Origin of the sequence: Bradyrhizobium erythrophlei (genome assembly GCF_900129505.1) — a bacterium.
In the GTDB taxonomy this organism is placed as follows: domain Bacteria; phylum Pseudomonadota; class Alphaproteobacteria; order Rhizobiales; family Xanthobacteraceae; genus Bradyrhizobium; species Bradyrhizobium erythrophlei_D.
Genome location: NZ_LT670818.1, coordinates 6,556,904 through 6,580,455, shown reverse-complemented (window position 1 = coordinate 6,580,455; position 23,552 = coordinate 6,556,904). Strand labels below are relative to the sequence as shown.

29 protein-coding genes are annotated in these 23,552 nt (G+C 61.5%); 11 read left to right on the top strand and 18 right to left on the bottom strand.

Annotated features, from left to right (window positions below):
* Nucleotides 1–158 precede the first annotated feature (158 nt).
* Nucleotides 159–404, top strand: a complete 246-nt coding sequence (locus B5525_RS30595) for a hypothetical protein (protein ID WP_079569335.1) — start codon at nucleotides 159–161, stop codon at nucleotides 402–404.
* 7 nt (nucleotides 405–411) lie between these two features.
* Here the strand turns inward: B5525_RS30595 and B5525_RS30590 are convergent, their stop codons facing one another.
* Nucleotides 412–624 (bottom strand): DUF3622 domain-containing protein, encoded by a 213-nt coding sequence (locus B5525_RS30590; protein WP_079569334.1) that lies wholly within the window; start codon nucleotides 622–624, stop codon nucleotides 412–414.
* A 450-nt stretch (nucleotides 625–1,074) separates the two neighbouring features.
* Here B5525_RS30590 and B5525_RS30585 point away from each other — a divergent pair, with 450 nt between their 5' ends.
* On the top strand, nucleotides 1,075–1,464 hold the full coding sequence (locus B5525_RS30585; protein WP_079569333.1) for a hypothetical protein: 390 nt from the start codon (nucleotides 1,075–1,077) through the stop codon (nucleotides 1,462–1,464).
* Between the two features lie 105 nt (nucleotides 1,465–1,569).
* Here the strand turns inward: B5525_RS30585 and B5525_RS30580 are convergent, their stop codons facing one another.
* A complete protein-coding gene (locus B5525_RS30580) occupies nucleotides 1,570–1,839 on the bottom strand; it encodes a hypothetical protein (protein ID WP_079569332.1) in 270 nt (89 codons plus the stop codon).
* A gap of 544 nt (nucleotides 1,840–2,383) precedes the next feature.
* On the opposite strand from B5525_RS30580, the gene B5525_RS30575 reads away from it, so the two are divergent.
* Entirely contained in the window at nucleotides 2,384–2,647 is a 264-nt protein-coding gene (locus B5525_RS30575; RefSeq protein ID WP_079569331.1) for a hypothetical protein, read from the top strand.
* A 770-nt stretch (nucleotides 2,648–3,417) separates the two neighbouring features.
* Here B5525_RS30575 and B5525_RS30570 read toward each other — a convergent pair.
* The 5 genes from B5525_RS30570 to B5525_RS47335 form a co-directional block, all read right to left on the bottom strand.
* Nucleotides 3,418–3,660: a hypothetical protein gene (locus tag B5525_RS30570; protein ID WP_079569330.1), complete on the bottom strand. Its 243-nt coding sequence runs from the start codon at nucleotides 3,658–3,660 to the stop codon at nucleotides 3,418–3,420.
* Nucleotides 3,661–4,010: 350 nt separating this feature from the next.
* Complete coding sequence (locus tag B5525_RS47340) at nucleotides 4,011–4,142, bottom strand: hypothetical protein (RefSeq protein WP_276328810.1); 132 nt, start codon at nucleotides 4,140–4,142, stop codon at nucleotides 4,011–4,013.
* A gap of 817 nt (nucleotides 4,143–4,959) precedes the next feature.
* Nucleotides 4,960–5,826 carry a helix-turn-helix domain-containing protein gene (locus B5525_RS30565; protein ID WP_079569329.1) on the bottom strand — a complete coding sequence of 289 codons (867 nt, stop codon included), beginning with the start codon at nucleotides 5,824–5,826 and terminating at the stop codon, nucleotides 4,960–4,962.
* A gap of 3 nt (nucleotides 5,827–5,829) precedes the next feature.
* Entirely contained in the window at nucleotides 5,830–5,979 is a 150-nt protein-coding gene (locus tag B5525_RS44660; protein ID WP_154073543.1) for a hypothetical protein, read from the bottom strand.
* Nucleotides 5,980–6,390: 411 nt separating this feature from the next.
* The gene (locus tag B5525_RS47335) at nucleotides 6,391–6,519 is read right to left on the bottom strand and encodes a hypothetical protein (protein ID WP_276328809.1); all 129 of its coding nucleotides are present in this window, start codon (nucleotides 6,517–6,519) and stop codon (nucleotides 6,391–6,393) included.
* A 307-nt stretch (nucleotides 6,520–6,826) separates the two neighbouring features.
* Between B5525_RS47335 and B5525_RS47980 the strand changes: the two genes are divergently transcribed.
* Entirely contained in the window at nucleotides 6,827–7,183 is a 357-nt protein-coding gene (locus tag B5525_RS47980; RefSeq protein ID WP_079569328.1) for a hypothetical protein, read from the top strand.
* Nucleotides 7,184–7,878: 695 nt separating this feature from the next.
* On the opposite strand, the gene B5525_RS30555 is transcribed toward B5525_RS47980, so the two are convergent.
* Nucleotides 7,879–8,379 carry a hypothetical protein gene (locus tag B5525_RS30555; RefSeq protein ID WP_154073542.1) on the bottom strand — a complete coding sequence of 167 codons (501 nt, stop codon included), beginning with the start codon at nucleotides 8,377–8,379 and terminating at the stop codon, nucleotides 7,879–7,881.
* Between the two features lie 442 nt (nucleotides 8,380–8,821).
* On the opposite strand from B5525_RS30555, the gene B5525_RS44655 reads away from it, so the two are divergent.
* The 3 genes from B5525_RS44655 to B5525_RS46685 all read left to right on the top strand — a co-directional run bounded on the left by B5525_RS44655 (nucleotide 8,822) and on the right by B5525_RS46685 (nucleotide 10,914).
* Nucleotides 8,822–9,175, top strand: a complete 354-nt coding sequence (locus B5525_RS44655; RefSeq protein ID WP_154073541.1) for a PilZ domain-containing protein — start codon at nucleotides 8,822–8,824, stop codon at nucleotides 9,173–9,175.
* Between the two features lie 76 nt (nucleotides 9,176–9,251).
* Complete coding sequence (locus tag B5525_RS45560) at nucleotides 9,252–9,407, top strand: hypothetical protein (protein ID WP_172900003.1); 156 nt, start codon at nucleotides 9,252–9,254, stop codon at nucleotides 9,405–9,407.
* Nucleotides 9,408–10,356: 949 nt separating this feature from the next.
* On the top strand, nucleotides 10,357–10,914 hold the full coding sequence (locus tag B5525_RS46685) for a hypothetical protein (protein WP_244568138.1): 558 nt from the start codon (nucleotides 10,357–10,359) through the stop codon (nucleotides 10,912–10,914).
* A gap of 159 nt (nucleotides 10,915–11,073) precedes the next feature.
* Here the strand turns inward: B5525_RS46685 and B5525_RS30545 are convergent, their stop codons facing one another.
* The 6 genes from B5525_RS30545 to B5525_RS45555 all read right to left on the bottom strand — a co-directional run bounded on the left by B5525_RS30545 (nucleotide 11,074) and on the right by B5525_RS45555 (nucleotide 14,580).
* Entirely contained in the window at nucleotides 11,074–11,322 is a 249-nt protein-coding gene (locus B5525_RS30545) for a PilZ domain-containing protein (protein ID WP_079569326.1), read from the bottom strand.
* A 705-nt stretch (nucleotides 11,323–12,027) separates the two neighbouring features.
* A complete protein-coding gene (locus B5525_RS44650) occupies nucleotides 12,028–12,204 on the bottom strand; it encodes a hypothetical protein (protein ID WP_154073540.1) in 177 nt (58 codons plus the stop codon).
* A 169-nt stretch (nucleotides 12,205–12,373) separates the two neighbouring features.
* Nucleotides 12,374–12,589 carry a hypothetical protein gene (locus B5525_RS30535; protein WP_079573997.1) on the bottom strand — a complete coding sequence of 72 codons (216 nt, stop codon included), beginning with the start codon at nucleotides 12,587–12,589 and terminating at the stop codon, nucleotides 12,374–12,376.
* A gap of 294 nt (nucleotides 12,590–12,883) precedes the next feature.
* A complete protein-coding gene (locus B5525_RS47330) occupies nucleotides 12,884–13,282 on the bottom strand; it encodes a hypothetical protein (protein WP_079569324.1) in 399 nt (132 codons plus the stop codon).
* Between the two features lie 149 nt (nucleotides 13,283–13,431).
* A complete protein-coding gene (locus B5525_RS30525; RefSeq protein ID WP_079569323.1) occupies nucleotides 13,432–14,172 on the bottom strand; it encodes a hypothetical protein in 741 nt (246 codons plus the stop codon).
* Nucleotides 14,173–14,406: 234 nt separating this feature from the next.
* Nucleotides 14,407–14,580 (bottom strand): hypothetical protein, encoded by a 174-nt coding sequence (locus B5525_RS45555; protein ID WP_172900002.1) that lies wholly within the window; start codon nucleotides 14,578–14,580, stop codon nucleotides 14,407–14,409.
* Between the two features lie 296 nt (nucleotides 14,581–14,876).
* On the opposite strand from B5525_RS45555, the gene B5525_RS30520 reads away from it, so the two are divergent.
* Nucleotides 14,877–15,224, top strand: a complete 348-nt coding sequence (locus B5525_RS30520) for a DUF6481 family protein (protein WP_079573995.1) — start codon at nucleotides 14,877–14,879, stop codon at nucleotides 15,222–15,224.
* Between the two features lie 104 nt (nucleotides 15,225–15,328).
* Here the strand turns inward: B5525_RS30520 and B5525_RS30515 are convergent, their stop codons facing one another.
* Nucleotides 15,329–15,565: a pentapeptide MXKDX repeat protein gene (locus B5525_RS30515; RefSeq protein WP_079569322.1), complete on the bottom strand. Its 237-nt coding sequence runs from the start codon at nucleotides 15,563–15,565 to the stop codon at nucleotides 15,329–15,331.
* Nucleotides 15,566–15,894: 329 nt separating this feature from the next.
* Here B5525_RS30515 and dctP point away from each other — a divergent pair, with 329 nt between their 5' ends.
* The 3 genes from dctP to B5525_RS30500 are packed head-to-tail and all read left to right on the top strand — an operon-like array spanning nucleotide 15,895 to nucleotide 18,820.
* Nucleotides 15,895–16,914, top strand: a complete 1,020-nt coding sequence (gene dctP, locus B5525_RS30510) for a TRAP transporter substrate-binding protein DctP (protein ID WP_079569321.1) — start codon at nucleotides 15,895–15,897, stop codon at nucleotides 16,912–16,914.
* The gene (locus B5525_RS30505) at nucleotides 16,911–17,465 is read left to right on the top strand and encodes a TRAP transporter small permease (RefSeq protein WP_154073539.1); all 555 of its coding nucleotides are present in this window, start codon (nucleotides 16,911–16,913) and stop codon (nucleotides 17,463–17,465) included. Before dctP ends, B5525_RS30505 begins: the two co-directional genes overlap by 4 nt.
* On the top strand, nucleotides 17,462–18,820 hold the full coding sequence (locus tag B5525_RS30500) for a TRAP transporter large permease (RefSeq protein ID WP_079569319.1): 1,359 nt from the start codon (nucleotides 17,462–17,464) through the stop codon (nucleotides 18,818–18,820). Before B5525_RS30505 ends, B5525_RS30500 begins: the two co-directional genes overlap by 4 nt.
* A 107-nt stretch (nucleotides 18,821–18,927) precedes the next feature.
* On the opposite strand, the gene B5525_RS30495 is transcribed toward B5525_RS30500, so the two are convergent.
* Genes B5525_RS30495 through B5525_RS30485 form a run of 3 tightly spaced genes read right to left on the bottom strand, consistent with a single transcriptional unit; the run spans nucleotide 18,928 to nucleotide 23,458 of the window.
* Entirely contained in the window at nucleotides 18,928–19,836 is a 909-nt protein-coding gene (locus tag B5525_RS30495; protein WP_079569318.1) for a hydroxymethylglutaryl-CoA lyase, read from the bottom strand.
* An 8-nt stretch (nucleotides 19,837–19,844) separates the two neighbouring features.
* Nucleotides 19,845–21,851 (bottom strand): acetyl/propionyl/methylcrotonyl-CoA carboxylase subunit alpha, encoded by a 2,007-nt coding sequence (locus tag B5525_RS30490; RefSeq protein WP_079569317.1) that lies wholly within the window; start codon nucleotides 21,849–21,851, stop codon nucleotides 19,845–19,847.
* 2 nt (nucleotides 21,852–21,853) lie between these two features.
* Entirely contained in the window at nucleotides 21,854–23,458 is a 1,605-nt protein-coding gene (locus B5525_RS30485) for a carboxyl transferase domain-containing protein (protein WP_079569316.1), read from the bottom strand.
* Between the last annotated feature and the right edge of the window lie 94 nt (nucleotides 23,459–23,552).

Here is a 23,552-nt window from a genome sequence, read left to right as displayed (position 1 = left end):
CAATTCCGCAAAGCAAAACCAAGGGGCGGAACCCGGCAGGGTGCCGGATCGAGCCGGAACCAAGTGCCCGGTTTTGACATAGCGATTTAACTTCTCGCTATCGGCGCGCATTAGGCGCGTAGTCGCATTGGAGGCTGCAGACGGATTGGAGGCCGCAGATGGTTTCGACCGATCACTTCCGACAAGAGTTGCTCGCCCAGTTGGGCCGCGCAGCAACACGGGGGCGCATAGATATTCTCATCAATTCGGGAGAACTCTGTCGCTCCACTGCTAGGGACGGTTCCGGCCACGGTTCTTGCTGTGACGCAATGCAAGAAGAGTTCAAGATGGGAGATACGCTGCTTCTTGACCAGACCAATGGTGCAGGGATGACGATCCGGTACTTATTGCCACGCGCCAACTGAGGCGGCCTTACTTCCGTTTTTCTTCTTTCAATAAATCGGACAGAAAATCCGCCAGCGTCTGTTTGCCCGCAAATCTCGCGGCCGAGTCGGATTGGTATCCGTCTCCAGTCATCTTAATACCCAACGGTTTGCTCTTGCGGCGTATCTCCCAGCTCCAGCGATCGGGGCGCTCACCTTGCTGGTAGGTAACGACGAAATGGTCGTTGGGGCTACTAGTCATCCCCCATACTAGACCGGATTGCCGCACGCAGCAGACCGTAGTTTAAGCAAAAACGGCCACTCTAAAATCAAAAGGAACCATTCACCTTGTCAGGGGATGGAAAGGGGCCAGTACCGCGTTATGGCCGCGCCACCGCCTGGTACAGGTGGCCAAGGCGCCCCCTGCGCTGGCGCCGATCGATCAGGAGCGCAACCGCCAGCAACTGGCCGCTCACGCCACAAGGTTGCGAAGGTAGAATCAAATCAAGGCCCGCCGGCGCTCCTACGTCGGCGGGGTTTTTTCGCGCGATTGCGCCTCTGCTCGGATAGTTCCAATAGTGTTGCAGCCGCGCCTCTGTTTTCAAAAATCCGGCCTGGTGACATCATTTGGCCCCTAGGCGGGTCATACTCGATCAGCGGAGTGAGCCGCCAGAATTGGATTTGTTTTGTGCGGCAAAGCGGGGAAACTCGAATGAATAAGACAATCGCGAGTCTGGCGCTCTCTCTAGCGCTGATGTCTTCGACAGCGATGGCCGAGGAGCGTGGAGGCGACGCTGCGTTGGGGGCCTTATCGGGTGCCGTGGTGCTCGGGCCGATCGGCGCCGTCGCCGGAGCTGTCATCGGGTATACGGCCGGCCCGTCGATTTCGCATTCGTGGGGCCTCAACCGCTCGAGCGCGTCGCGCCATGCGCGGAGAGCCGCAAGCCCGGACGCTCGTGTCCCTTCAGGCGACAGTCAACCCGTGCCCAATCAGTCTGCGCCCAAAGATCAAGCAGCTCCTCAAGCGGCCGCCCCAGCGCGGCCGTCCACCACCACCACCACCACGGCTTCCACCGCGCCGCCGGTCCAGTCACTGGAATGAGCAGGATATTATTGTTGAGATAGGGGCGCGGAGCTTCGGTCCCGCGCTCACACCGCCGATAAAAGTCTCGAGCCCGCCGACTAAACCCGGCGGGTTTTTCTTTATTCAGCAACCGCGGCAAATGCCTTTGACCATTCGGTCAAGCGCCGCGTTCTCGCGATTGATGGGATCGTTCGGATCACCCAGGTTCTTCTCGTCGGGCACTTGATCGACCCGTGGTTGGCGGTGGCCGACTGGTGCCGGCAGCAATCGGCTGTCCGGGTTCGTCGATTGAGGAGGTGGTGGGGATGAATTTCCCAAACCAACCGTTTGCGCAACCGCCACCGAAGTATCGATCACGGCCAGCAACGCTATCGTCGCGATCAGCTTTCGCATGATGGATCTCCCGAGTTGGGACACCCCCTCTCACAATTCATGGTAGCGGGGAGATTCGACTACAAGGTGCCCAAACCTCACGTTTCGTTGGCGCGGGCTCCGGTCCCGCGCTCACGCCGCCGGTGCAAACCTCAAGCCCGCCGCTTTAATCCGGCGGGTTTTTCTTTTGGCTTTGGCGGGTTCGGAAAGCTGCTGTTGTTGTTGAGGCTGGCTTTGGGGCGCCGCTAGCGAGGTCGGCCGACAAAATCGGGCAGCCCACCGCTGTTCGCACCTTCTTTCAAGGTCCAGGGGAATATTGCTCATCACTAAGGTTCCGGGTTTGCTGTCGCCCCCCGGGGTTGAAAGCCTCAACGCGCGCGGGCCTTTAAAGATCCATCTAAACTGCCGTCTCCACGAATCGGCGGTAGCACGCCGTGCGATGGCGTCGATCGGCCGGCCCATCCCAGCCCCGGAACCAAACCCTCATCAGCGGTCTTCCTAGAGTAGGGAAGGACTAATCTGGCATCCTGGCTCAATGGGCTGCCCCGAGTGCGTAGGATCGCCGATGTCGAAGATTGGATTGTTGGCTGCGTCAGCGATACTGCTGTCCGTCGTCTCGCTTGGACCACTGGGCGCGCGCGCTGAGCAGCCGGGGCGCCCGAAAACGACAGATTATCCGGCCGTGGAAGACGTGCCGCCGAGGCCCGAGAAACCTGCCATGACGGCCGATGAACAGTTGAAGCTAAAGAAAGATCTGTCCGCCACCCGCGACCACCAGGCGCCCAAGGCTAAATCTGGCGCGGGCTCCAGACAGCCCCAGAAGCCCTGACTGCACGCGCAGGATTCCGAGAGACAAGGCCCCAGCGTGGGCAAATGCACTTAGACCTCGTTCTTGGGGTGGCGGTCGCGGAAACCGTCACCGCCGCCGAACATCACACAACGGAAATCGTTCCAAATCGGCGCAAGAAGCGGCACCAGGCGCCAAGGCGCCCGCGAACCGGTTCGATTGTTTATTAACTGGAAAGGGCCATTTAAGACTTTCGGCCTATGAACGTCCTGCTCCATTCCTCAGTGGCGCATACCTTCCACGAAACCCCGCTGGGCTGCCTCCAGCGGGGTTTTCATTGCTCGCCACTTTGTCCTTTGCCAGCGCGCTTCGCTCGGGCCTCGTCATGGACCTTCTTCATCAAAGTCTGGAGTGGACTCCAGCAGATTTCGCAAAGATCTCGATCATCGTCGGGCATGAGTTGCTTGCCGCCGTCGGCGCCGTTTAGGTGGACGTGAGCCCATCCCAGGTTGTTGTCTGCTTCCCGGAAGCAGCAATCGAACACAAAAGTCGTTTTTGTTGCCATGCGTGAGATTAGAGCGGTGAACGTGCGACGGGCAAGAGGTCAAGATCCCTGGTTGATTGAGGCCCCTAATTCGCCGATGTAACACGAGCCGGGCCCGAACCGGCGGGCTTGCCAGACTCCGGCAGCGGCTTTGGACCACCCCCTTTAGATTAGCGCGAAGTTGCCTTCACGGCGGGCTTGCTTCCAAAGCCGATAACCGTAAAGCCACCAGATCAGCGTGAGGATGGTCGCCACGTTGCGCCGTGCCTCAATACCGCGGGTTCCGCGTGCCGACCGCGCCGGTGTAGGGGTTGACGTTTCCAGTGGCGGTGAAGTTGTCGCGCTGAGTGGGGTTCGGATTTGTCGCGACGTAGGGCGCCACATAGGTCCCGCGGTTGGTCGTGTAGCCCGAGGATGTGTGCGTGTTCGGGTTTGTCCCAGTCCCATAGTATTGTGCCTGGGCAGCAGTGGCGATCAGCACCAGCGCGCCGGCGAGCATCAGCTTTTTCATTCCCGTCCCCCTGTTGGTTTTATTTGCGGGCGGACGCAACCATATCGCGTAGCCCGCGTCTATGCTCCTTGCGGACCAGCCAGCGGGGCGGTGGGGCCAATAAAAAACGGCCCCAGCGCCATAGAGGAACGCTGGAGCCGCCAACCTGGAGGCAGGTTTTCTCCCGGGGTGGGCGCGAACCCTCCCGGAAGCCTAGAATCGACGTTACTCCGCCGGATTTGTTCCAATCTGTTCGTTGGCACCGAATAACGGCCCGACCGAATCCGCCCGTGCGCCGGCGCCGATCGGCCGGCACCATGAAAGCCCACCGAAGCCCGACTCACAGCGGCCTTCCTGGAGCCGGTAAAGGGCTATTCCGGCCAGTCGTCGCCGGCGACCAGGGCGGCGAGGCGACCGAGCACTGCTGCCGCGACGTCGAGGATCAGGGCGAGCGTGTAGATCGGCAGGGCCAGTACGCAGCGCAGCTCACGGCGCGGCGGCACGGCCTGCCCTGCTCTTTCATCCCCCGTAGCTGGAACCGTGGCTTTGCTTTTTAGAAGCCAAAAAGCATGAGCAATTTCAATGGGGTTGACAGGACACCCCTGCAGCTGAAGGTAGCGTTACGAGGGCATTCTGACGCCGGTCGATGGCCTGCAAGCCGTCCGTCACAAGGCCTGATGGGCATCTCATAGGAGGCGACGAGTGGGGGATAGGCGGGGAACGGTTTTGCCACCAGTTCCGAACCGGGATCCGCCGCGAGCGCTGCGCCGTCGCCGAGCCGACCGCAATTGCTGTCTCACTGTCTCACGTACCGAATCAAATCGTGACTTTGGGACGGAAATGTAAGCGTTCGCGGTACAGCGCACGCGGTGGGGAATCCTCTGTGGCCGTCCTCACTGCTTCGCACCCGCTCTCCCGGCTAGAATGAGCGGGCCTCGGCTGGAACGGGCCTCATCGCGTCTCACTCACTATCCCGCTGGTGGCTTGGAACAGTCGAACGGAGCTGGGACAGATGCAGCACAAAAAATCCGGCGAGAGGAGCACCGAAACCAGCTATCCAGGATCTGCGTTGCGTTCATTTATCGATCCACCAAGACGTCGAGCGCGCTCTCGACCGCCTTGGCATCGTGCCGCCTAGATCGTTGCAAAAGGCCGATCTCGATCATCCTTTCGATCGTCTTGCGTGCCGCTAATGCGGCGCGCAGTCTACAGCTGGACCATCATTGGAGTTGAATTGAGCCGGCTCGAGGGCCGGGCCCGAAGCCGCCGACCGGAGGAACCTCGCTATTGCCCCCAGGCGCCTTCAACGAAAAACATGGGCTAACTGTCTTTCCTCGAAAGCGACAGCGCCTGGACCTGCAACCTGATGGCTTCGGCATTGGATGGCTCCTTCCGAAGCCGCAGGGCCAATCCGTCAACCTCTCCCACCGAAAGGTGCTGCAACCTCTCCCATCCGTTTGCAACGTCACCATTTCCTACACACACAGCCAATTTGGAATGGTCGCTTGACGTCACGTCATCGACGGGCTTCTTCTTACTTACATTGCTAAGCCACTTTCTTTCCTCGCCAGCGCTCGAAGTCGACGACGAGGTAAGGGAGTCCTTTATGGTTTCTAATAGAATCGGGGGCAATTCCTTCACATCTTCTTGCCGCGGATTTCGTACCTTTCGAGCACAGATTTCACCGCTTTCGCAATTTTCAATGATATCGCGCCCCTGAAAGGTGCGAAGCGTTTTCACGTCTTTCCCCTGGCGAATCTGATCGGCTTGCGCTCCCAGGTAAGCGAGACCAGCCATCCGCAACGTGTAACGGTCCGTTCGCCCCCCTCGCCCCTTGCTGCCGCCCCCATGGGCAATTTTCAGCAGACCTAAATCCGCAAGGCGCTTAACAGCAGAAAGCACTGTCCGGCGGGTCAGCCCGGTTTCGTCAGCCAGGGTTTGATGGCTAGGCCAGGCCCAATTGAACCAACGATGGCCGGGCATACGGTTGATGTGCAGCTCGGCGATCGCCAGGCCGACCTGCCGCTGAGCGCCAGTCAGCAAGTTTGAGCTCCTGACGAATTTGGTCCAACGCTTGCGGGCTAGGCGAAACTCCTTTTCCGGGCTGGGCAGCCATTCCACCGCCAATTCCGCTTTGGCGAGATCAAAATCCAGCGGCACCATCTGGCCGTCGCGTCGGGACGGCATCGTTCAATCTCCAGATGTGCCGCTGGTCATATGGTAGCCGATGACCATCGCGACGTGCGCGGTGAAGTGAACTCTACCGACGGCAACGCTCGGGACGTCGAGCCACTTCAGCTTCCGCTTGAAGAAGTCGACGCGCTTCGTGCTTGTGATCATTCGAGGAGTGCACCCGCCTCAGCAGCGGCCTCGCTCCGCATGATCCCGCCCGTGACGCCTGGTGGCTCGGCGGTTGAGGCGACGTAGGATCCGCCGATCCCTGCGGCTTCTGCTCGACGAAGATGCGGTACTTCGCAAGCTAAAATAGTGCTCTCGGGCTGTTCGAATTTTTGTTCGACATGGCGGTTAGACCGCGCAGGGCATCGGGGATCAGGAGGTCGCTCCATTCCGCGCCCCGGATTTGCCAACGCTCCAAATGCGCCTTTTGGATCAATGAATGCGTTTAGGTAGGTTTGCCAGTCTAAGCGCTTGAAGTTCTTCGATGTATTAGTTCTGCTGGGATCGCCACTTTAGCGGGGTCCGTTCCGGATACGTGGGTGTCACCCTTCTCTCAGGGTGGGCAGCGAGGCTTCAAAGCTGCGGATCGAACGCGACGCCGATACGCCTTTCCTTGCGCCAGGCGACATGGCAGGGGCGTTTCAACTGGTCGCTCGGTACGACCCGGGTAAAGCGGTCCGGGATGATAAAGAGCGGGGTCACAACTTCAAGCGCCGCCCCGGTCTCCGGAATGAACTGTCACCGTCAGGAAGGGCGTTATAACTCAATGGGTTTGTAGGTGTCTCACCCGCTTATTCGCCTAGGTGACCTCTCCTTGCCTCGTGGCCAAGGATCGACGTGACTTCATCGATCCTGCAGCCGGATTTGGCCAAAGCTGCCCCCGCTCTGCCAGAGGCGGTGTGCTGAATAGCACGCCCTCCGGCAAAATTCGGACACTCTCGCGTCACTTGCAACACTCATTTATGTTATCAATAACCAGCTTTGGCGACAGCAACATTGACGTTGGAAAATGTCCGACTATTACCCGGTAATCAGTAAAGCCGTCGCGGGCCTCGCAATCGACGCGCCCGACGAAACCAGGCTGGCTCTTTATGAGCGAGCGCGCGCCGCGCTGTTAGACCAATTGCGCGCCGTGAGCCCACCGTTCACCGAAGCCGAAGTCAGGCGCGAGCAACTGGCGTTGGAAGAAGCAGTACGCATGGTCGAGGAAGAGGTCGCGCAGCGCGCGCGTGACGCTGATGTCCCCTCATTCAGCGATTTGGCGACTGATGCGGACGACGCAAGCAAAGTGCCTTCGATGATCGTAACGGGCGCAGCAAAGGGCAGACTGAATGGGGTCTGGCGCTATTCGATGCGATTTCGTTGATGCGCCGGGTTGAACAGGCCACGCTTGTGCGCATCGCGTCATGCGGCCGTTGAACCGGGTGTTTGATCTCGACCAATCGATTCCGACCAGGGATGCCGGAAGCTGGCGTGTGGTCGATGAATCCCGGAGGAGCAATCTCAATCTCGCCTGCGGTGCCGCCAGCAGGCGGGCCTTCCGGGCGACTAGTCCAGCGTTAGCTTGGTTCGCGACTCCATAAAAAGCAATTCCCGTCCCCGGCCAAATGTGCTGCTATTGTTCCCCAGTGGCTGATCAGTGACTAGTGGGGGCTGGATGGGTGAACGAAAGCGTTTTGGCTAAGCTTGTTGCGACAGTAATTATTTTAATAAGCTTTACCTTATGGATGGCGGAAGAACGTCGCCAGTCGCACGATTGCAGGATCAATTGCGCGACTGATTTTTCGGCTAGCCGTAAATAATTTGCATCAATTGTCGCCCCGTCGGCCGCCGGCGGGCCATCTGCGCCTTTCTGAACCGCCGAAGCTCGCGGAAGATCCGGAAATCCGTTGGGTAACCTTATTGGTTGGGACGCCTCGGTATCTCTGTTAGAATTCGACATTGTCGGCTGATCCGAGAATTTCCGTGAAGTAAAGACGCCACATCCGCGGCAGACGCCGTGCGGGCGGGCTCGATAATCGCGATACGTGACCCCGCTGCTGCCCTCGATTATAAAGCTGACTAATAAACTGCTCTGCGGAACATGAACTCAATCGTCGCAAGTGTCAGCGCAATAACGATGGTGATGAAGACCAATAATATGACGTGTGGCGAGACCATCGGCGCGGGCGTGCTCTCGATAGAGGGCAGGACGACCGCAGCAATATCGACCTGCCGCGCGTCCGCCGTCGGCCGTGGTGGGTCAATTTCCACCCAGCGATTTATCCACAGCGTCTGCGGATTCGTCTGCGCGGGTTCGTCATCTGCCAACATTTGAGACATCGATTCCTGCCACTTCGGCTGATCAACGGTTCGCCGAACTTCCTGGATCTGACGTCTTGGTCGAACATTATGGACCAATCTCCGCGTCCCAGTCGCGTCCCAGCAATGATCCTTGCCGTGCCAATAGATATGCACCGAGCCCAAATTCTGACGCGCTTCGGCCTTGCTCATACAGGACTTCGAAGCTTGTGACGGCGTAGTCACCACCAACATCGATACAACGATCAGCGCGACCCGCATCAGCTCGCTCCGTTCCAGCCACGGATACAAACGGTTGCCTCCGCCGAGGAATCGGTCTCGGTAAAGGCCGCAAATTGAAAACTTGCAAATTATCTCCGGTTTTAAAAGACAATATACTTGTCCAATTAACCATAATCGGGCTGGAGCGGAAACCGTGTTCGAGTATCTCCACGTGGCGTATCAAGCGGGTTGATCCAAAGCCTTCCCATGCATCACACGATCGCCAGGCAACCGATTTGAAGGCTGCGGGGCGAAATGGATATCCCCAGAAATAAAATTTTAGCAGCCGCGTTCGTCAATTCGAAACGATACGACCAAACGGCTCCTGCCCTGTAAGCAAAATTCCAGCAACGTCTCGCTAGAACACAACCGGCAACTGCGGTTTTTCGAGACCATTAAACTGGATTCTGAGAGCCGCCCCCTTAAAATTAGGGAAGGTCAAATGGAAGATCGGCGATCAAAGCGCACCAAGACTTACCACCCGGCAAGGATCCTGGTCGACGGCTCGACTATTCACCATTGCACTGTTCATAATTTCACCGACGCTGGTGTTTGTATCGAACTTCCCTTTGAAGCCGAGCAATTGCCGGACGAGTTCGAATTTAGCCTGGATCACTTCCGAACTTCATACGTTTGCAGAGCTATCTGGCGCGACGATTACGTTGCCGGAGTGGCCTTTGAAACGCCACCACCTGAATCCCCTGAGAGTCGCCGGGCGAAGCTTCGAATCGTAAGACCTTCCAGTGCTGTTCGGTTGGACCCGACGCAATCAAACATGCGGCCCGCCAATACGTAGTTTATTGGGTTGGCTTCACCGGCGAAGCTATTTTTCCTGGGCTACAAAGTGGGCCGTTCTATTTGGGAGATTGCAGATGAATGCGGTCGCAAGAATTCTCTCGTGTGATTTTTCCGAAGCTCGATTTGACTTCGATTCCCTCAAGGCGATCCGCTTGTTTTGCGGCGCCGGCCTTGCGGCATCGTTTCTTCTGGCCGCTTACGGCCTCGATTTGAACCCCGGCTTCCTCTAGCTCCGAGGAACGGCGGAGGATCAACGTTGGGGACGCCGCAAGCTCGCGCGCGATCGCTGAGGTCTAATCGGGACGCCGACGAGGAGTTCGGCCTGTTTCACTCGTTCGCGTAGTGAAATTACCTCCGACATCTTTCGGCGGAGCACTTTGTGCGAGACTAAACGGCCGCGCGTTTTCGCGGCTGGAACTCGTTTCGAACCCAATTTCCTCTCCGCCAAATTCAATCGGGAGCAAACGACCCGTCGATGTTTCCTGTTCCTCCGAAAGCCTCGGAGGTTAAAATCCACCTACAGAGCAAAGAATTTGCGGCTTTTTCGGCACGGCGGTTGCTTTTTTTCAAGCCGGGCATCGCAGCGACCTCAGAAACCTCCTATAGTGGAAAGTCGGCCCGGCGCACTTTCCCGGTAGACCTTGCGTCGGACCACTTCAAGGTTCTTCCAACCGGAGGGCCGCATGTGGGGATTTCTAATCGGCCTGTATATTGCAGTTATTGTCTACCCTTACCTTCAGGAATGGCAGCAACGTCGGGCAAACAAGGCGCTCCTGGCAAAAATGCGGAAGCATCACGCGGCCGGTCATCAATGGGACGTGAGAAAAGGTCAATGGCGCGATGAATAGTCCCGCGCTGCCAGCGACGAGGCTCCCCCGGTGCGTTTCCCCGCCCAGGAAGCAATCAACGAAGTAGCCGAGCGTTCGCACCTTTTGGGGTAGGTGAAAGGACGGTGCCCGGCTACTCGACCCATACGCGACGCGGGCGCCATGAGGTAGCGATTGATTCGTGGCGAAAACCCGCCCCCCGCCGCCGCAATCACAGCTTGTGAGGGCCGTCGGCGATACGAAGTTCCCTGACAGGCCAAAGTTCTACATAAGTGTCTGACGATGTGCATCGGAACGATTTGTGGCACTATCGGGCTTTCCGGTCAGATTTGTTGCGTGGAGCATCCATACTATGAGCGATTTGGATCTGGTGAGTTGGACGCTGCAGGAGGCGAGGCAACTGAGCCCCGAGCGTCCCATGCGTGGCGAAAGCGAGGTATCGCCTTTGCTCGGCAATCTGCTGGAGGTTCTTGAGGGCGATCGCGGAAAGTCGGGTTCTGAAGGCATTCGGGCGGTCAGCATTCGCAGTGTTCAGGTAGCCGTTAACAACCCGATAGCACCCCCGCCATCCGACATCCCTGAGGCGCCAAAAGCGGGTACTATCGCTGCCGATCTGCAGACCTATACCCACGCTGCGGTTCCTGCAGCCATTCAGGCGGCCCGGATGTCGCCTGCCCTCCCGATGTCGCCTCTCCTGAAGGCGCTCGTTGAACCGGACATCGATACGGCTCCGGCTGATCGCGAGCGCGCCATCATGCTCCGCTGGGTGCTACGGGATATCAAAGCCAATCGGCTGAGGTTATCTCCCGTGAATCAGCCTGACCTGCGAGACTTGACCGACATGGGACTTGTCGAAATCCGCAACGATATACCGGTGCTCACAAACGCCGGCGCTGACGCAATCGCCTAGTACACACGTCGTCGCATTCATTCGCCGAACATTCCTCTGGCAGTTGGTCGGGCCTTCCAGCGAAACCCACAACCTTACCTGCTCCGATTTCCACCCGCCGAACCTCCCTCTGTTCAGTGGGTTGCAGGTTCAAATCCTGCTGGGATCGCCAAGACGGCTTTACGCCTGCGGATCGAATGCGACGCCGATACGCCTGTCCTTGCGCCAGGCGACGTGGCAGGGGCGTTTCAGCTGGTCGCTCGGCACGACCAGGATAAAGCGGTCCGGGATAAAGAGCGGAGTTACGACTTCAAGCGCCGCCCCGGTCTCGGAAAGGTTGCGAACGGTGCAGTCGATCGCGCCGCCGCCGAACGCAATCGACCCGGCCTTCAGAACACGGCGCCGCGGCGCAATCCGATGCTCATTCATCGGGTCGAAGTACGCTCGAAAGGTGAGAATTCCATAAATGGCCCGTCGGGAGCCATCGCGGAGCGCGATCAAACGGCGAAATGACGCGCGGCTGCGAAGACTGCGAGGCCACAAATAACCAGCGCCGATGCCGCGCCGGCCAGGATCCGATATAATCGATTGCGGGTTAGCCGGTAAACCATCGCCAGGCTCCTCACTCTCGACGAGACAATCAAGCGCCACGGGGATGGTTCCATTTGCGCTTGCGTCAAGTTCAGCGGCGTGAGGCCGCCAAATGTGCGTCGCATGGTAGATCTCCGGTCGCAGGCCGAGCGCGCCCTTTCAGCGGTACGCCATCGACCTTGAAGTCAACCGTTGGCTCTAATGCGAAACCGGGGGCGGACTTGCCAGAGGCCCGTTTAGCGAAGTGCTCCAAAAGCCCGGAGCTGGGAGTTCCGATTCGGAGCGCGGCGCATGGGATTGACCCGGCGGCGCCGGAATTCCGCGGCGCGCCTCCGCTTCGGACCCTCAATCTTCTCAAGAAGCTCGAGCCAGACATCCAGAAGGGCGGAGCGCCGGTCAGGCGCCCTCACCGCTGCTTTTCCCTGCTGCTTTTCCCTCATGGCAAGGCCTAGTCCCCATGGGCCAGAATAGCGGACGATAGTTGAAAAGTAGTTTCAAATCGCGCGGCTACGGCTTCCCCCAGACGGTTCGTTCCGCTGGCGGCTACGCGACCTTCCGCTTTTCGATGACTTGCCGAAAATCCGTTGCCAGCTTGCTATAGTAATGCGCAAGCCCCTCGAAGAAGTTGCGCTGAGGTCCGTCAGGCGCCTGCCGAGCCCACTCCTCGCACTGGCTGGCCTTGGCCTCGTATTTCTCCGCTTTGGTCTGAAGATCGGTCATCACCCTACTCCCCGCAACACCCGAACAACCCAAGATAGTATTTTGGCAGGCACCCCGTTCGAAAAGATGGCGGACCCAAGGAATTTTCGCAGCGCCGCGAAAAAAACGACGCGCCGATAGAAAAAGGCCCCGGCGATGCCGGAGCCTCTTTTGCTTATCGAGCCTCCGGTCAGTGACCGGCTGGCGCCGAGATCACATGGCCTTCGCTGTAGTCCGAAACCCCGCCAGGCTGCGCCGGCCAGGCGACGGCATTGTTGGCGTTGCGGAATTGCGGGCTCGCCGTTGGAGCCTTGCGGACGTGGTGATGTCCCCCGGCCGCGGCAATCTGCGCCGTCGATGCCGTCATCAGTGACGCCGCCAGAATCGTCAGGATAGTCTTTCGCATGGTCGTCTCCATCGTTTCATTGGACGCTCGCCGCGACGCCCCAGGCGTCGCGTTTTACGTGTCGCGGAGATAGCAACGGACGGAGGATCGAATAATGCGCCAAAACAGGAACAGACTATCAATCAGGAGCGGATAATCCGTGCGCAGCCGAAACGCGAACCGACGCGCTTCGGCCGATGGTACTTTGACGCAGCAATGGCGGGATTTGCGGATCGACCGGCACGCACCTTCGCCAAGGCGCCGGCAATGCCGGTGGCCTTGCGACGGATCGTCGATAGTCCCCCTGCGCGGCGTTTACGGTTTTCTCAGGCAAAGCCCGATGGTCGGCGTTGTGCCGCACTTCGCGCCATCCGCCGGGCCTCCGGAGGGACAGAACACCGACACCAGCGTCTCGTCGCCGTCGCAACTGACCGCACCGTCGGCCTGTACCGATCGAACGGCGGAGGAAGCACCGGCCGGTCCGGCGTCGCCCTTGTCACCCTTGGCCCCGGGCGCGCCCTGCGGCCCCTGCGGTCCTTGCGGGCCGGACTGTCCCTGCGCCCCGGGGACACCCTGCGCACCCTGCGCGCCCTGAGGTCCGGCTGGCCCCTGCGCGCCGGGCTCGCCCTTCGGGCCGGCGGGTCCCGGATCCCTGCCACAGGCCACAAGAGTCAATGCCAAACCGACGACGACAGCCACCGCAATCCTTTTCATTATCGCTCCCTCTCGCCCGAAGTTTCCTACCCTTCGGCATTAAAGGCACGAAGTGACACGCTCGCAACAAAAAACCCGCCGGCGCGAACCGACGGGTTTTGACCTGACGATAAGCGCGCAGCGGCACGCTTCGTCCGGAATATTACGTCTCAGTAGCAGGCGCGCGGATCGGCCTGCACGTACTGTCCCGACGGATAGCGATAATAGCAATTGCCTTGCGCCAGGTAATAGCCGGGCCGTGACGCGGCCTGCGCGCCGACGATCGCGCCGGTTGCACCGCCCGCAATCGCACCGGCAGCGGCGCCGCTGGCGTGTCCCGTCAGAAGGCCGCCGAGCAGCCCGCCCACGATGGCGCCGCCGACGGCGCTTGCGGCCGGATCAGGCGGGGGTGGCGGCGGCGGGGCGTAGGCGCCGGGAGGTGGCGGAGCATAACCGTCGGCGACCGGCGGGCCGTAAGGTCCGCCGATATCGTCGGCATAATCCTCCGAGACGTAAGTCGGCGGACCTTCCATCGGCTGCGGGTAATAATACCAGACGCCGCCGACATCCCACCACCAGCCGTCACGTCCATCATGGACTTCGTGATGCCAGCGTCCGCCCTCCCAGGCGAGGTGGCCGCGATAAGGATGTCCGCCGAAATTGCGTGCCGGCATGCCGCGGGCCATGTGCGCATCCGGCGGTCCGCGATGGCCATCCTGCGGCCCTCGGCCGGCCGGATGCCCCTGGACCGGCTTGGACGCTTGAGCCGCGCCCCCCGGAGGTTTGCTCCCCTGAACCGCCCCCCGGCCCGCAGGCTGTTGCGGAGGTTCTTCCGCTAGCGCCGAAAACGCCGACAGCGCGAATACGGAAACCAGTGGAAGGATCAGCTTGGACCGGCTGAATGCGTTCATTTCGCACACCCCATTGTTCGTTGTGCCGTGACACCCAAGTGCACGGCTCAGTACTTGCGTTGATTCACGCCGTCAGCGCTATTGCTGATCAGCCCCGGACAATTTGTCTCGTTAAAAATCGGTAAGATCGAGGCGATTTGTGTCACCTGTGGGGCAACCGCGCGCCACGCAGCCGGCAGCAGGCGCCGCAATGCACGGCAAAAAACCCCCATGGCGCCGGGTGCCGCCCGCCGCTCACTGCGCGGGAATGACGTTGCAGTTGGTGCGTCCCGACATCAGACAATCCTGCATCTTGCTCGCCCCGGTCAGTTCGTGGGCGAGCCACACTCCCACCACCAGCAGCACCACCGCGATTGCGAGGCCCGCGATGGCGCCGCGCCGGTTGCCGCCTTGTTCGGGATCGGTCATCGCCAGAAAGGTCCGGAAACAATTGCGTGGGATCGGGATATCGCAGCCGTACCGATCATTGATATCATGATCGCGGCTTCAAGATGTTGGTTTGCGAACCAAGCCCGCTCCCTTTTGCCATGAATCCGCACGAAAAAATTGCCGCCGGCCCGCCATTCTGCCCCTATTTCGATGGCATCCCGGTGCGGGCGGATGTACACCGCTCACGGTCGCGCGGGCAGCCCCGCCTGCCCGAATGTGGTTCGGCGGAGAGCCGGTCACCTCACAACGAACAAGAAAGCGACAAGGCCATCTCAATGAGTGGATTCAAGGAACCTAGCTTTGCGGACCGGCAGAAGGCGGCACAACAGGCCAGGCAGGACATCCTGAACAAGTTTAAAAGCCAACCCGGCCCGGACGATCCCGCGGTCAAGCAGCGGCAGGCCGAGCGCGAGGCGCAGGCCATCGCGCGCGCCAAGGCCAAGGAGGCGCGCGAGGCTGCCAAGGCCGAACAGAAGCGCCTCGAAGAGGAAGCCGCCGCTGCCGCGGCAGCCCTTCTCGCGCGCGAGAAGGAAGAGGCTGAAGCCCGCGAAGCGGCGCTCGAAGCCGAACGCAAGGCCGCGCGCGACGCCCGCTATGCCGCGCGGAAAAAGAAGAAGAGATAGCGAGCCGTTTCGGACAGCGGCGCGCCCAAGCCGGATGGCGTGATAGCGAAGCCGGCAGGCCCGCCCCGATCGGGGCGAGCCCGCGCGAAAACGAAGCGAACTGCTTAGTTCTTCTTCATTCCGTCGTCTTTCTTCATGCCGTCCTTGTGCATTCCGTCATCTTTCTTCATCGAGTCCTTGGACATCGAGTCCTTCTTCATCGAATCCTTCGACATGGTGTCCTTCTTCATGCCGTCATCCTTGCCCATCTTGTCCTGGGCGAAGGCAGCCGGAGCGAACGCCAGGCTGAGCGATAGAACGGCGGCAGAGACGCCAAGCGCGATACGGGTGCTGATGGTCATTGGATGGTCTTCCCTTTGAAACGGTTGGAGCGACGGATGCCGCTAAGGTTCAGGACGGACCCGCGACCTCGTTTGTTACCGGGTCGTTGAAAAATTTTCGGCCGGGGGCCGCTGGAGACTTTGGTTAATGGAAGGCGCGCCAGCTAAAACGCACTATTTCGTCTTGTTTCTGTCGCATCTGTCCGCAAATGTGCGCCGCAGCACGGGCGCAGGTTTCCTTACGTCCCAGCTTCGAACTATCAGACTAGAGAAATTCCGGGCCAAGGCAGGCTAATATGCTGCCGGGTCGCTCGAACCATTCCTAGCCACAATCGCCCAAGGGGACTCCCATGCTTACACGCCGCCACATCCTCGCCTCGACGCTTGCCGCGCCCGTGATCCTGCGCTTCGGCACCGGCACGGCGCATGCCGCCACCACGCTGAAGATCTCGCACCAGTTTCCCGGCGGCACCGTCGACAAGGGCGACTTCCGCGACCGGCTGTGCCGGGTGTTCGCCGCCGAGGTGGCAAAGCGCAGCGGCGGAGAGATTACCGCCGAGATCTATCCGAACTCGTCGTTGATCAAGACCAACGCGCAGTTCTCGGCGATGCGCAAAGGCGCGCTCGATATCAGCCTCTATCCGATGCCCTATGCCGGCGGCGAATTGCCGGAGACCAATATCGGCCTGATGCCCGGCCTGGTCGCGACTTACGATCAGGGCCTGGCCTGGAAGAAAAATCCGATCGGCAAGGCGCTGACGGACTTTCTGGCCGACAAGGGCATCATCCTGCTGACCTGGGTCTGGCAGGCCGGCGGCGTCGCCAGCCGCTCCAAGGCGATCGTAGCACCGGAAGACGCCAAGGGCATGAAGGTCCGCGGCGGCTCGCGCGAAATGGACATGGTGCTGCAGACCGCGGGCGCCTCCGTGCTGTCGGTACCTTCCAACGAAATCTACGCCGCGATGCAGACCGGCGCGTGCGACGCCGGCATCACCTCCTCCACCAGCCTGATCTCGTTCCGGCTCGAGGAAGTTTCCAAGGCCCTGACCTCCGGCGCCGGTGCGTCCTACTGGTTCATGCTGGAGCCCCTGATGATGTCGAAGACGATTTTCGACAGCCTGCCCAAGAAGCATCAGGACATCATCCTCGCGGTCGGCACCGAGCTCGAGGCCTTCGGCAAGAAGGGCGCGCAGGACGACGATGTCGAAGTGGCCAAGGTCTATGAAAAGGCCGGCGCCAAGGTCAGCGCGCTTGATCTCGCCACCGTCGGCAAATGGCGCGACATCGCCCGCGACACCGCCTGGAAGGACTACGGTGCAAAGACCGCGACCGCGGCCAACTTGCTGAAGCTCGCTTCCGAAGTCGCGTGATGCACGGTCCGCTGGGGGATCGGCATGACCGCTCGACGGCCGTTACGGGCAACCCGCTCGTGGCGGCGGTTGAACGCGGGCTCGACGTCTGCAACATCCTCATCGTCGCCCTCGCCGCGCTGGCGCTGATCGCGGCCTGCGCCATCCTCAGCTACAGCGTGCTGAGCCGCGCGCTGTTCCACAGCGCTAATTACTGGCAGGACGAGGCCGCGGTGTTTCTCCTGGTCGGCGCGACCTTCATGACGGCGGGCTATGTGCAGAGCCGGCGCGGCCATATCGGCATCGAGGCCTTTGTCGGGCTGTTGTCGCCCATGGCCAACCGCATCAGGCTCTGGCTGGTCGACGTCGCGAGCTTTTTGTTCTGCGCTTTCTTTACCTGGAAATCCTGGACCCTCGCGCATGAAGCCTGGGTCGACGGCCAGGTGTCGAACTCGATGTGGTCGCCGCCGCTGGCGATCCCCTATGGCCTGATGGCGACCGGCATGACTCTGCTGTGCGTGCAGATCCTGGTGCAGATCGTCGCTCCCCTCACGGGTACGGCGCGCCGATGACCGTGGTTGGAATTGGCATCAGCTACGGGCTGGCCACGCTGGTTGCGATGTTTTCGGGGATGCCTATCGCGTTCGCGCTGGGCGCGGTCGCGGTCGTGTTCATGGCCATCTACATGCCGGCGGCATCGCTCGATACCGTCACGCAAAACGTCTACGAGGAAATGGCCTCGATCACGCTGCTGTCGATCCCACTCTTCATCCTGAAGGGGGCCGCGATCGGCAAATCGCGCGCAGGCCAGGATTTGTATTCGGCGCTGCACGCCTGGCTGCACCGGGTGCCCGGCGGGCTCGGCGTCGCCAATGTGTTTGCCTGCGCGCTGTTCGCGGCGATGGCGGGATCTTCGCCCGCCACCTGTTCGGCGATCGGCTCGGCCGGCATCCCCGAAATGCGCAAGCGCGGCTATTCCGGCGGATTCGCCGCCGGCATCATCGCGGCCGGCGGTACGCTCGGGATTCTCTTGCCGCCCTCGATCACCATGATCCTGTTCGCCGTGGCGGCGGAAAAATCGCTGGGCAGGCTGTTCCTCGCCGGCATCGGGCCGGGGCTGTTGCTGGTCACGCTGTTCGGCGTCTACGCGGTGATCCGCTTCCGCAAGGAATATGCCGCCGCCAGCGCGCTCTACGCCAAGACCGGAGCGCAATCGGCGATCCTGCAGCGCGACGAGTTCACCATGGCCGAGCGCTTCAACGTGCTGCCGCGGGTGTTGCCGTTCGTCTTACTGCTTACCGGCGTGATGATCGCGCTCTATGGCGGCTTTGCGACGCCGTCGGAAACCGCGGGGCTTGGCGGGCTGCTCGCACTGGCGCTGATCGCGCTGATCTACAGCGTCTGGCGGCCATCCGATCTGGCTCCGATCCTGCAATCGACGATCCGCGAATCCACCATGCTGATGATGATCATCGGCATGTCGCTCTTGTATTCCTACGTGATGAGCTATCTGCACATCTCGCAATCGGTGGCGGAGGGGATCGTCGCGATGCATTTGCCGCGCTGGGAATTGCTGGCGGCAATCCTGGTCATGGTGGTCGTGCTCGGCTTCTTCCTGCCGCCGGTCTCGATCATCCTGATGACCGCCCCGATCATCCTGCCGCCGCTGCGCGCGGCCAATTTCGACATCATCTGGTTCGGCATCGTCATGACCATCGTGATGGAGATGGGGCTCATTCACCCGCCGGTCGGCCTGAACATTTTCGTCATCCGCAACGTAGCGCCTGATATCCCGCTGAGCGAGGTGATCTGGGGCACGCTGCCCTTCGTGCTGTTGATGATGCTGGCGGTCGTGGTGCTGTGCTTCGTGCCGGGGATTTCGACGGCGCTGCCCGACCTCGTGATGGGGCCGGACGGGGGACGCTGAGCAGGCAGCTCATCCTCGTCATTGCGAGGAGCGTTAGCGACGAAGCAATCCAGTTTTCTTTTTGGCCTTATGGATTGCTTCGCTTCGCTCGCAATGACGGCGGATCTTTAGTTCGCCACTCGCCTCTTCGCGTTCAACGCGGTTGCCACACGGCTCACCGGCGCGCGCCCGATTAACTTGCTCACCGCGTTGGTCGCCGCCACCAGTTTTGCCATGTCGACCCCGGTCGCGATGCCCATGCCCTCGAGCATGTAGACGACGTCCTCGGTCGCGACATTGCCGGTGGCGCCGGGCGCGTAGGGGCAGCCGCCGAGACCGCCGGCGGCGGAATCGATCACGCGGACGCCCTCCTCCATGCCGGCATAGAGATTGGCCAGCGCCTGGCCGTAGGTATCGTGGAAATGCATCGCCAAACCAGCGATCGGCACGGTGCCGGCCACCGCGCGCAACAGCGCCTTGGCTTTCAGCGGCGTGCCGACGCCGATGGTGTCGCCGAGCGAAATTTCGTAGCAGCCGAGCTCCCACAGCATGTCCGCAACATTCACGACAGCGGACGGCTTCACCTCGCCGTCGAAGGGGCAGCCGAGCACGCAGGAGATATAGCCGCGCACGTTGACGCCGTCGGCCCTGGCGCGCTCGACGACCGGCTTGAACCGCTCGATGGATTCGGCAACCGAGCAGTTGATATTGGCGCGCGAAAATCCCTCGGACGCCGACGCGAACACCGCGATCACTTTGGCGCCGGCGGCGCGCGCGGCCTCATAGCCCTTTTCGTTGGGAACGAGGACGTGGAATTCGCTGTCGGGGTGATGATCGACACCGCGCAGCACCTGGTCCGAATTCACCATCTGCGGGATCGCCTTCGGCGACACGAAGGCACCGACCTCGACGGTGTGGAGTCCCGCGGCGATGAGCTGCTCGATGAAGGCAATGCGGTCGGCGACGCCGATCGGCGTCTTTTCGTTCTGCAGGCCGTCGCGCGGGCCGACCTCGACGATGCGCACGGAATCGCTCATGCCTGTTCTCACGCCGCTACCGGCTCGACCTCGGCGAGTTCGACGCCTTCGCCGACGATGTCACCGACCTTGCATTTTATCGCTTTCAGCACGCCGGCGAACGGCGCACGCAGGGTCTGCTCCATCTTCATCACTTCCAGCGTGAGAATTGGCGCGCCCTTCTCCAGGGTGGCGCCGACCTCCGCCAACAGCGCCACCACGGTACCGGGCAGCGGCGCCACGATCTTGTCCTCGCCGACCTGTTCCTCGGTCTCGCCGCCGAACGGATCGACCCAATGCAGATCGAAGCGGCCGTTGCGGGTCCGCAAATAAAGCTCATGGCCTTCGATCACGGCGACGACATGGGATTTCATGCCGTGGACCCGGAGATCGAAACCGCCGGCCGTGCCAGCCGAAGATGCGAAGGCGAGTTCGCGCTCGCCGATCGAGAGCGTGGCGGGGCCATTGCCGTAGGTCAGGGTTATCTGGTGTTCGGCGCCCTGCCTGTCCCTGAAGGTGAATCCCCGCTGCCGCCTGCCCACCGGCATCCAGCCAGCCGTTCGCCACGGTGACAGAGCCTCCGCGCCCGCGGCCTTCGCTTCCTCTCCGAGGATAGCCGCCACGGCGGCACAGAGCTCGAGATCGTGAGGCGCCGCAGGTGCGGGCGTCAGGTTCGTCAATTCGCGTTCGATAAAGCCGGTGTCGATGGCGTTGGCGCGCACGTCGCGGTGTGTCACCAGCGCCGACAGGAACGGAATGTTGGTGACGATGCCGCGGACGTCGGCCTGCTCGAGTCCGCGATTGAGCCGGTCGATCGCTTCGTTCCGAGTTGGCGCCCACGCGATCACCTTGGCCAGCATCGCGTCGTAATGCGGCGAGACCGCATCACCCTCGCGGTAGCCGGCATCGATGCGCAGGCCGTCGAGGGCCTCCGGCATGCGCCAGGTCCGGATCTGGCCTACCGAAGGCATGAAATTCTTGTGCGGATTTTCCGCATAGACCCGCGCCTCGATGGCGTGGCCGTTTAGTTTGATTTCATCCTGCTTGAGCGGCAGCGCTTCGCCGAAGGCGACCCGCAACTGCCATTCGACGAGGTCGATGCCCGTGATCAGCTCGGTCACGGGATGCTCGACCTGCAGGCGGGTGTTCATCTCGATGAAGAACACGTCCTTGCCGTCGGAAACGAATTCGATGGTGCCGGCGCCGACATAGTCGACCGCGGCGGCCGCCTTGCGCGCGGCGGCGCAGACCGTTTCACGCTGGGTGGCGTCAAGCGTCGGCGACGGCGCTTCCTCGATCACCTTCTGATGCCGCCGCTGCAGGGTGCATTCGCGCTCAAATAGCGACAGCAGGTTGCCGTGGCTGTCGCCGATCACCTGCACCTCGATGTGGCGCGGATTCTGGACGAATTTTTCGATCAGCATGCGATCGTTGCCGAAGGCGGCCTTGGCCTCGCGCTTGGCGCTGGTAATCGCGGCGGCAAGTTCGGCGTCCGAACGCACGATGCGCATGCCGCGTCCGCCGCCGCCCGCTGACGCCTTGACCAGCACGGGAAACCCTATTTTGTCGGCGGCTTCCGAAAGTGTCGCCTCGTCCTGGGCCTCGCCGTGATAGCCGGGCACCAGTGGCACCCCGGCCTGCTCCATCAGGAATTTCGAACCCGATTTCGATCCCATCGCCGTCATCATGGCCGCGGTCGGGCCGACGAAGACCAGCCCCGCATCGAGGCAGGCCTGCGCGAATTCGGCATTCTCCGACAAAAAGCCGTAGCCGGGATGCACGGCTTCGGCGCCGCTCTTTTTCGCCGCCTCGATCACGCGCTCGATATTGAGATAGCTGTCGCGCGCCCGCGCAGGGCCGAGCAGCACCGCCTCATCGGCCATGGCGACGTGCATGGCGTCGCGGTCGGCTTCGGAATAGACCGCGACCGTGCGCAGGCCCATCGCACGCGCGCTGCGAATGACACGGCAGGCGATCTCACCGCGGTTGGCGATCAGGAGGGTACGAAACCGCCGATAAAGCTTTGCGCGTTGCATCGTCACATCCTGAACAGGCCGAATTTGGTCGGCTCGATCGGCGCGTTCGACGCCGCCGACAGTCCGAGGCCAAGCACCAGCCGCGTATCGGCGGGATCGATCACGCCGTCGTCCCACAACCGCGCGGTGGCATAATAGGGGCTGCCCTGGCTCTCATACTGGGCGCGAATGGGGCTGCGGAACTTCTCTTCCTCTTCCGCCGACCAGGTCTCGCCTCTGGCCTCGATGTTGTCGCGGCGGACCTGGCTCAGCACCATCGAGGCCTGTTCGCCGCCCATCACGGAGATCCGGGCATTCGGCCACATCCAGAGGAAACGCGGGCTGTAGGCGCGCCCGCACATGCCGTAATTGCCGGCGCCGTAGGAGCCGCCGATCACGACAGTGAACTTGGGCACGCTCGCGGTCGCCACCGCCGTCACCAGCTTGGCGCCGTCGCGCGCGATGCCGCCGGCCTCGTATTTCTTGCCGACCATGAAGCCCGTGATGTTCTGCAGGAACACCAGCGGGATCTGGCGCTGGCAGCACAGCTCGATGAAATGCGCGCCCTTCAGCGAGCTCTCGCTGAACAGGATGCCGTTATTGGCGATGATGCCGACCGGAAAACCCCAGAGATGCGCAAAACCGCAGATCAGGGTCTGGCCGTACAGCTTCTTGAATTCGTCGAATTCGGAGCCGTCGACCAGGCGCGCAATGATGTCATGGACGTCGAACGGCTTGCGGCCGTCGGCGGAGACCACGCCGTAAATTTCCTCCGGCGCAAACAGCGGCTCGCGCGGCGCGCGCATGTTCAGGGCGACGCGGGTGGGCGGCTTCAGGGTAGCGATGATGCGCCGCGCGATGCCGATCGCATGGCTGTCGTTCTGGGCGTAGTGGTCGGTGACGCCGGATTGCCGGGAGTGCACGTCGGCGCCGCCGAGTTCCTCGGCCGTCACCACTTCCCCGGTCGCCGCCTTCACCAGCGGCGGTCCGCCGAGAAAAATCGTGCCCTGGTTGCGCACGATGATGCTCTCGTCCGACATCGCTGGAACATAGGCCCCGCCCGCGGTGCAGGAACCCATCACAATGGCAATCTGCGGAATGCCTTGCCCCGACATCTGCGCCTGATTGTAGAAGATGCGGCCGAAATGCCGTTCATCCGGGAAAATCTCGTCCTGCTGTGGCAGGAAGGCGCCGCCGGAATCCACCATGTAGACGCAGGGCAGATTGTTCTGCCGCGCGATGTCCTGGGCGCGAAGATGCTTTTTCACGGTCATCGGATAGTAGGTGCCGCCCTTGATCGTCGCATCGTTGGCGACGATCACGCATTCGCGGCCCGAGATCCGTCCCACCCCGGTGATGACGCTGGCCGAGTGGACGTCGCCGCCATAGAGGTCGTTGGCCGCCAGCGGCGACAGCTCGAGAAACGCCGTTCCCGGATCGATCAGGAGATCGACGCGCTGGCGCGCCAGCATCTTGCCGCGGGACGTATGCCTGACGCGGGAGGCCTCGCCACCGCCGCCGGCAACTTGGTCGAGTTTTTGCCGGAGTTCCGCGACCAGCGCGCGCATGGCTTCCGCGTTGCGGGCAAAATCGGACGATGTGGGGTCGATCGTGGAATGAAGCGGCATGGCCTTCTGCAGTTTATGGTGCGCCGCAATTTGCGCATCGGGGCAGGCGCCATGGTGTCATTGCGCCGCCGGCTTGGGCAACAAAGAACTTGGA